Annotated in this window: 5 protein-coding genes; 3 read left to right on the forward strand and 2 right to left on the reverse strand. The window is 73.0% G+C overall.

Annotated features, from left to right (window positions below):
• The first annotated feature begins 187 nt into the window (after positions 1-187).
• From AB0M20_RS28675 to AB0M20_RS28685, 3 genes are all read left to right on the forward strand, one after another.
• Positions 188-439, forward strand: a complete 252-nt coding sequence (locus AB0M20_RS28675; protein WP_364303426.1) for a DUF4242 domain-containing protein — start codon at positions 188-190, stop codon at positions 437-439.
• A 2-nt stretch (positions 440-441) separates the two neighbouring features.
• The gene (locus AB0M20_RS28680) at positions 442-1,080 is read left to right on the forward strand and encodes a hypothetical protein (protein WP_364303427.1); all 639 of its coding nucleotides are present in this window, start codon (positions 442-444) and stop codon (positions 1,078-1,080) included.
• An 86-nt stretch (positions 1,081-1,166) separates the two neighbouring features.
• Positions 1,167-1,676 (forward strand): GNAT family protein, encoded by a 510-nt coding sequence (locus AB0M20_RS28685; protein ID WP_364303428.1) that lies wholly within the window; start codon positions 1,167-1,169, stop codon positions 1,674-1,676.
• Here AB0M20_RS28685 and AB0M20_RS28690 read toward each other — a convergent pair.
• Complete coding sequence (locus AB0M20_RS28690; RefSeq protein ID WP_364303429.1) at positions 1,663-3,912, reverse strand: aminotransferase class III-fold pyridoxal phosphate-dependent enzyme; 2,250 nt, start codon at positions 3,910-3,912, stop codon at positions 1,663-1,665. The genes AB0M20_RS28685 and AB0M20_RS28690 overlap by 14 nt on opposite strands.
• Before the next feature lie 33 nt (positions 3,913-3,945).
• A partial coding sequence (locus AB0M20_RS28695) for a class I SAM-dependent methyltransferase (protein ID WP_364303430.1) occupies positions 3,946-4,589 on the reverse strand: 644 nt, incomplete at its 5' end.

Below are 4,589 nucleotides of genomic sequence, written 5' to 3' on the forward strand. Positions count from 1 at the left end.
CACCGTGCACCACCACGTGTCGGCCGTGCTGGGCAAGCTCAAGGTGTCCTCCCACGTCGAGCTCCGTTCGCTCGCCCAATCCGGGTAGCCCGCCCGGCAACGTGGGCCCCGGCTGCCGATGCCCGCACCGCCGGCCCGTTCCTAGCGTCACAGGAGTCCGATTCCACACCCGGAAGGAACTCCTGTCATGCCACTGTTCATGGACGTCCACCACATCGCCGGCGGTGTGTCCTTCGACGACGTCACCGAGGCGCACAAGGCCGATCTGAAGGCGCAGGGCCACCACGACGTCCACTACCTGAGGTACTGGGTCGACGAAGCCGCCGGCACGATCTTCTGCCTGGTCGACGCCCCCGACGCCGAGGCGGCGAACGCCGTGCACCGGACCGCGCACGGCCTCGTCGCCGACGAGATCCACCCGGTGCAGGAAGGGGCCTGACGATGCGACGGATGCTCCTCGGCTCCGCGGCCGCGGCGGTCGTGTTGATCACCGGCACGGTGTCGGCCGCCCAGGCACACGACGGGTCCGGCCTCGGCGCCGTCCGGGCCGCCACCGCGGCGTTCCACAACATCGCCGTCGCCGAGCAGCACGGCTACGGCCTGCTCGCCGACGCGAACGGGATCGCGTGCATCGACATGCCCGGCATGGGCGGCATGGGTGTGCACTGGGCCGACCCGGACCTGGTTGCCGACGGACAGATCCGGGCCCGGGCGCCGGAGGCGTTGGTCTACGCGCCGGACCGCGACGGCACGCTGGTCCTCGCCGCAGTCGAGTACGTCGTTCTCCGGGCCGATTGGGACGGCGCACACCGCCGGCCCCCGGCGTTGTTCGGCCGTAGCTTCGACGTCACGGCCGCGCCGAACCGTTTCGGTCTGCCGGCCTACTACTCCCTGCACGCGTGGGTGTGGAAACCGAACCCGGCGGGCCGTTTCGCGATGTACAACCCGCGCGTCACCTGCCCGTCCGGATCGCCCACCCGGCACGTCCACCCGGCCGCGGCTTCGAACTACCAGGACATGCTGGATCTGCACGCGCTCAAGACGCGGTTCGCAGCCCTCCAGCGCGGGCAGCGCCGGTAGCCGCGCGTCGCCGATTTCATGGCTATCCTCCGTCCCGTGGGGGAGAGCGTCGAGGTCCCCGGCACACCGGAGCCGGGCGGTGCCGGATGAGCGTGACCGTGCGGCCGGTGACGGTCGACGACGCGGCGCGGCTGGCCGAGGTGCTGCGCGCCAATCGGGAGTTTCTCGCGCCCTGGGACCCGATCCGCGACGACGGATTCTTCACCGAGGACGGGCAGCGCGAGCTCATCCGGTCGGCCGTGGACAGTCCCTCCTCCGGGCCGCACGTGATCGAGCTGGACGGCCGGGTGGTGGGCCGGGTCAACCTCAACAACGTGGTGCGCGGCCCGTTCCAGTCGTCCAGCATCGGCTACTGGGTGAGCCGGGAGGCCAACGGCCGCGGGGTCGCCACGGCGGCGGTGGCGCAGATCGTCCGAATCGCGTTCGAGGAGCTCGGCCTGCACCGGCTCGAGGCCGGCACCCTGCTGCACAACACCGCGTCGCAGCGGGTGCTGGAACGCAACGGCTTCACCCGGTTCGGCCTGGCTCCGAAATACCTCTGCATCGCCGGTCGGTGGCAGGACCACGTGCTGTTCCAGCGGATCAACGAAGGCTAGCGGCCAGGGCGTCGACGAACCGGTCCGCGTGCTCCTCCCGCCAGATCAGCGGCGGCCGGATCTTCAGCACCGTGCCGCCCGGGCCGGTCAGCCCGGCCAGCACGCCGCGGGAGACCAGCCCGTCGAGTACGGACACCGCGATCCGGCGATCCGGCAGGTCGACACCGGCGATCAGCCCGAAGCCCCGCACCGCGCCGATCGATGCCGACCCGGCGGCGAGCGCGCGTAGCCGGCCGCGCAGGTGCTCGCCGACCAGGGCCGCCCGCTCCGGGATCCGGCCGGTCTCCAGCACGTCGAGCACCGCGCAGGACGCGGCGGCGGCCGCGGGGGTGGCGGCGAAGGTGGAGAAGTACTCGTAGTCGCGGGCGAGGCTGTCCGCGATCTCCCGGCGGGTGATCAGCGCCCCGATGGGATAGCCGGCGCCCATCGGCTTGCCCAGCGTCACGAGGTCGGGGGTGATCCCGGCGGCCGCGAACCGCCACATCGCGGGACCGCTGCGGCCGAAGCCGGACTGGACCTCGTCGGCCAGGAACAGCGCTCCGGCCTGGTGGGCGCCGTCGACGAGACCGGCCAGGAACGCCGCCGGCGCGTCCAGGACTCCTTCGCTGGTGAAGCCGATGTCGGCGAGCACCAGAGCCGGGCGGTCGAGCTGCCCGGCGGCAGCCGCGATCCGGGCGACGGCCGTCGCCCGATCGACCTCCCCGCGGGGCGCGGCGAAGGTGCCGACGTGCGCCGGCCGGTAGCCGTCCGGCCACTCGTTCGAGCTCAGGTCGGCCATCCACTTGGACGACCCGTGGTAGGCGTGCTCGGCGATGATCGCCGCATGGCCGCCGGTGTGCGCGGTCGCCATCCGCCAGGCCAGGTCGTTGGCCTCGGTGCCCGACGTGGTGAACAGGCAGGTGTCCAGGCCCGCCGGCATGGTGGCGAGGAGCCGCTCGGCCAGCTCGACGATGCGCGGGTGCAGGTAGCGGCTGTGGGTGTTCAGCTCGGCGAGCTGCCGCGACACGGCCTGCGTGACGGCCGGGTGCGCGTGACCGACGACCGCCACGTTGTTGTAGGCGTCGAGGTAGCGGGTCCCGTCGGCGGCGTACAGCCAGGGCCCGGAGCCGCGGACGATCTCCAGCGGTGTGCTGTAGAACAGCGGGGCCAGCGGCCCGCCCATGGCCGCGTGCCGGCGCTCGAGCAGGCCGGGCGCCGCCGCCGTGCCGGACCGTGTCCCGGCCATCCGGTGCAGCCGGTCGGTCAGCACCGCCGGCCCGCCGGCGCACCACTCGCCCAGGACCGAGCGGGTGCGGCCGTCGTACTGGCCGATGTAGGCGGCGTTGCCGGCCTGCGCGGGTGCGCGGCGGGCGGCGATCGCCAGGGTCAGCGCCAGCCGGGCGACGACGAGGTCACCCAGCACGTCGACCTCGGCGGGGGTGAGCAGCCGATGCCGCTGGTACCCGAGCAGCGTGGCCGCCGTCAGCTCCCAGAGGTCGTGCGGCTGCTCGTCCGCGGTGTTGCGCAGCACGGACGTGAGCGTGACGGCCAGGTCGCACACGGCCGCGGTGTGGTGCATGTCGCCGAAGTCGATCAGCCCGGTGACCGTGCCGGCGTGGGCAAGGACGTTGGTCAGCGTGACGTCCGCGTGCTGCTGCCCGCTGGGCAGACCGCGGGTCGCCCCGGCGGCGGCGGTCAGACGATCGAGGTACGGGCGCAGCAGCCGGCCCTGCGCACCCAGCCCGTCCAGGACGCCCGGCGCGGCCAGCACCGCCGGGGCGCGCCGCACGTCCCAGTCCAGCTCCCGCTCGGCCGCCGGGTGGAACAGCCCCTGCAGCGCGAGGCTGGTGCGGGCGGCGAGCGCGCCGACCTGCTCGGCCAGGTCCACCGTGATCGGCGTCCCTTCGAGCGCCGACCCGGGTACGACCGTGATCAGGCGGGCCAGGCAGGAGAGACCAGCTTCGTCGGCCACGGTGGCGACGGAGCCGGCCACCCGCGGCACCGGCAGATCCGGCGCCACCCGCCGGACGTGCTCCATCGCCGCGTTCTCCATGTCGACCACGGCGGCCCGCTCGGCCGGGTTCGACACCTTCAGCACGTACTCCTCGCCGACGAGCACGTTGAGATCCCGCTCGCTCGGCAGGGGCCGCAGCACCGCCGCCTGGAGCCCCCAGCCGTCGTCGAGGAGTCGCCGGATCGAGTCCGGGTCAAGGCGCGGGGCCGGGGTGTCGAGCACGTTCTCAGAGTTCAGCGGCACGATTCGCAGGGTAGGCGGTGCCGGGCCGCCAGGTCAGGGGCGGACCTCGTAGATGTGGTTGAACGGCGTCTCGGCCACCCTGCGGAACCTGGTGAACCCGGCCTCGGCGGTCACGGCGCGGATGCGGGCCGGGCCGGCCTGGGTGCCGAGCGCGGCGCCGGGCGGCTGGGACAGCGATGCCGGGGTGCAGAGCAGCGTCGAGAAGCCGTAGTAGGCGCGGCCGACGGGATTGAAGTTCTCCTCGACGGCGTCGCCGGCGGCGGGCTCGACGATCATCCAGGTGCCGTCCGGGGCGATGACCTCCCGGACGTGCCGGGCCGCGCCAACCGGGTCGCCCATGTCGTGGAGGCAGTCGAACATGGTCACAAGGTCGTAGCCGGCGCCGGAGAAGTCGGTGGCGGCGGCCACCTCGAAGCGCGCCCGGTCACCGACCGCCGCGGCCGACGCCCGCTCCTGCGCCGTGCTGACCGATCCGGAGTGGAAGTCCGACCCGAGGAACGTCGAGCGCGGGTACGCCTGAGCCATCAGCACGGTGGAGGCGCCGTGACCGCAGCCCACATCGGCGACCGTGGCGCCGCGTTCCAGCTTGTCGACGACTCCCTCGAGCGCCGGCAGCCATGACGGGACGAGTGATAATATCTTTGAAATCGGCTCAGGAAAAGGGCATTTTACCCTTG

This window comes from Actinoplanes sp. NPDC051633 (genome assembly GCF_040681735.1).
Taxonomy (GTDB): domain Bacteria; phylum Actinomycetota; class Actinomycetes; order Mycobacteriales; family Micromonosporaceae; genus Actinoplanes.

What these genes read in the sequence shown, in the direction of transcription:
- AB0M20_RS28675 (WP_364303426.1), top strand. Translation starts at nt 188, where the DNA reads ATGCCACTGTTCATGGACGTCCACCACATCGCCGGCGGTGTGTCCTTC.
- AB0M20_RS28685 (WP_364303428.1), top strand. Translation starts at nt 1,167, where the DNA reads ATGAGCGTGACCGTGCGGCCGGTGACGGTCGACGACGCGGCGCGGCTG.
- AB0M20_RS28680 (WP_364303427.1), top strand. Translation starts at nt 442, where the DNA reads ATGCGACGGATGCTCCTCGGCTCCGCGGCCGCGGCGGTCGTGTTGATC.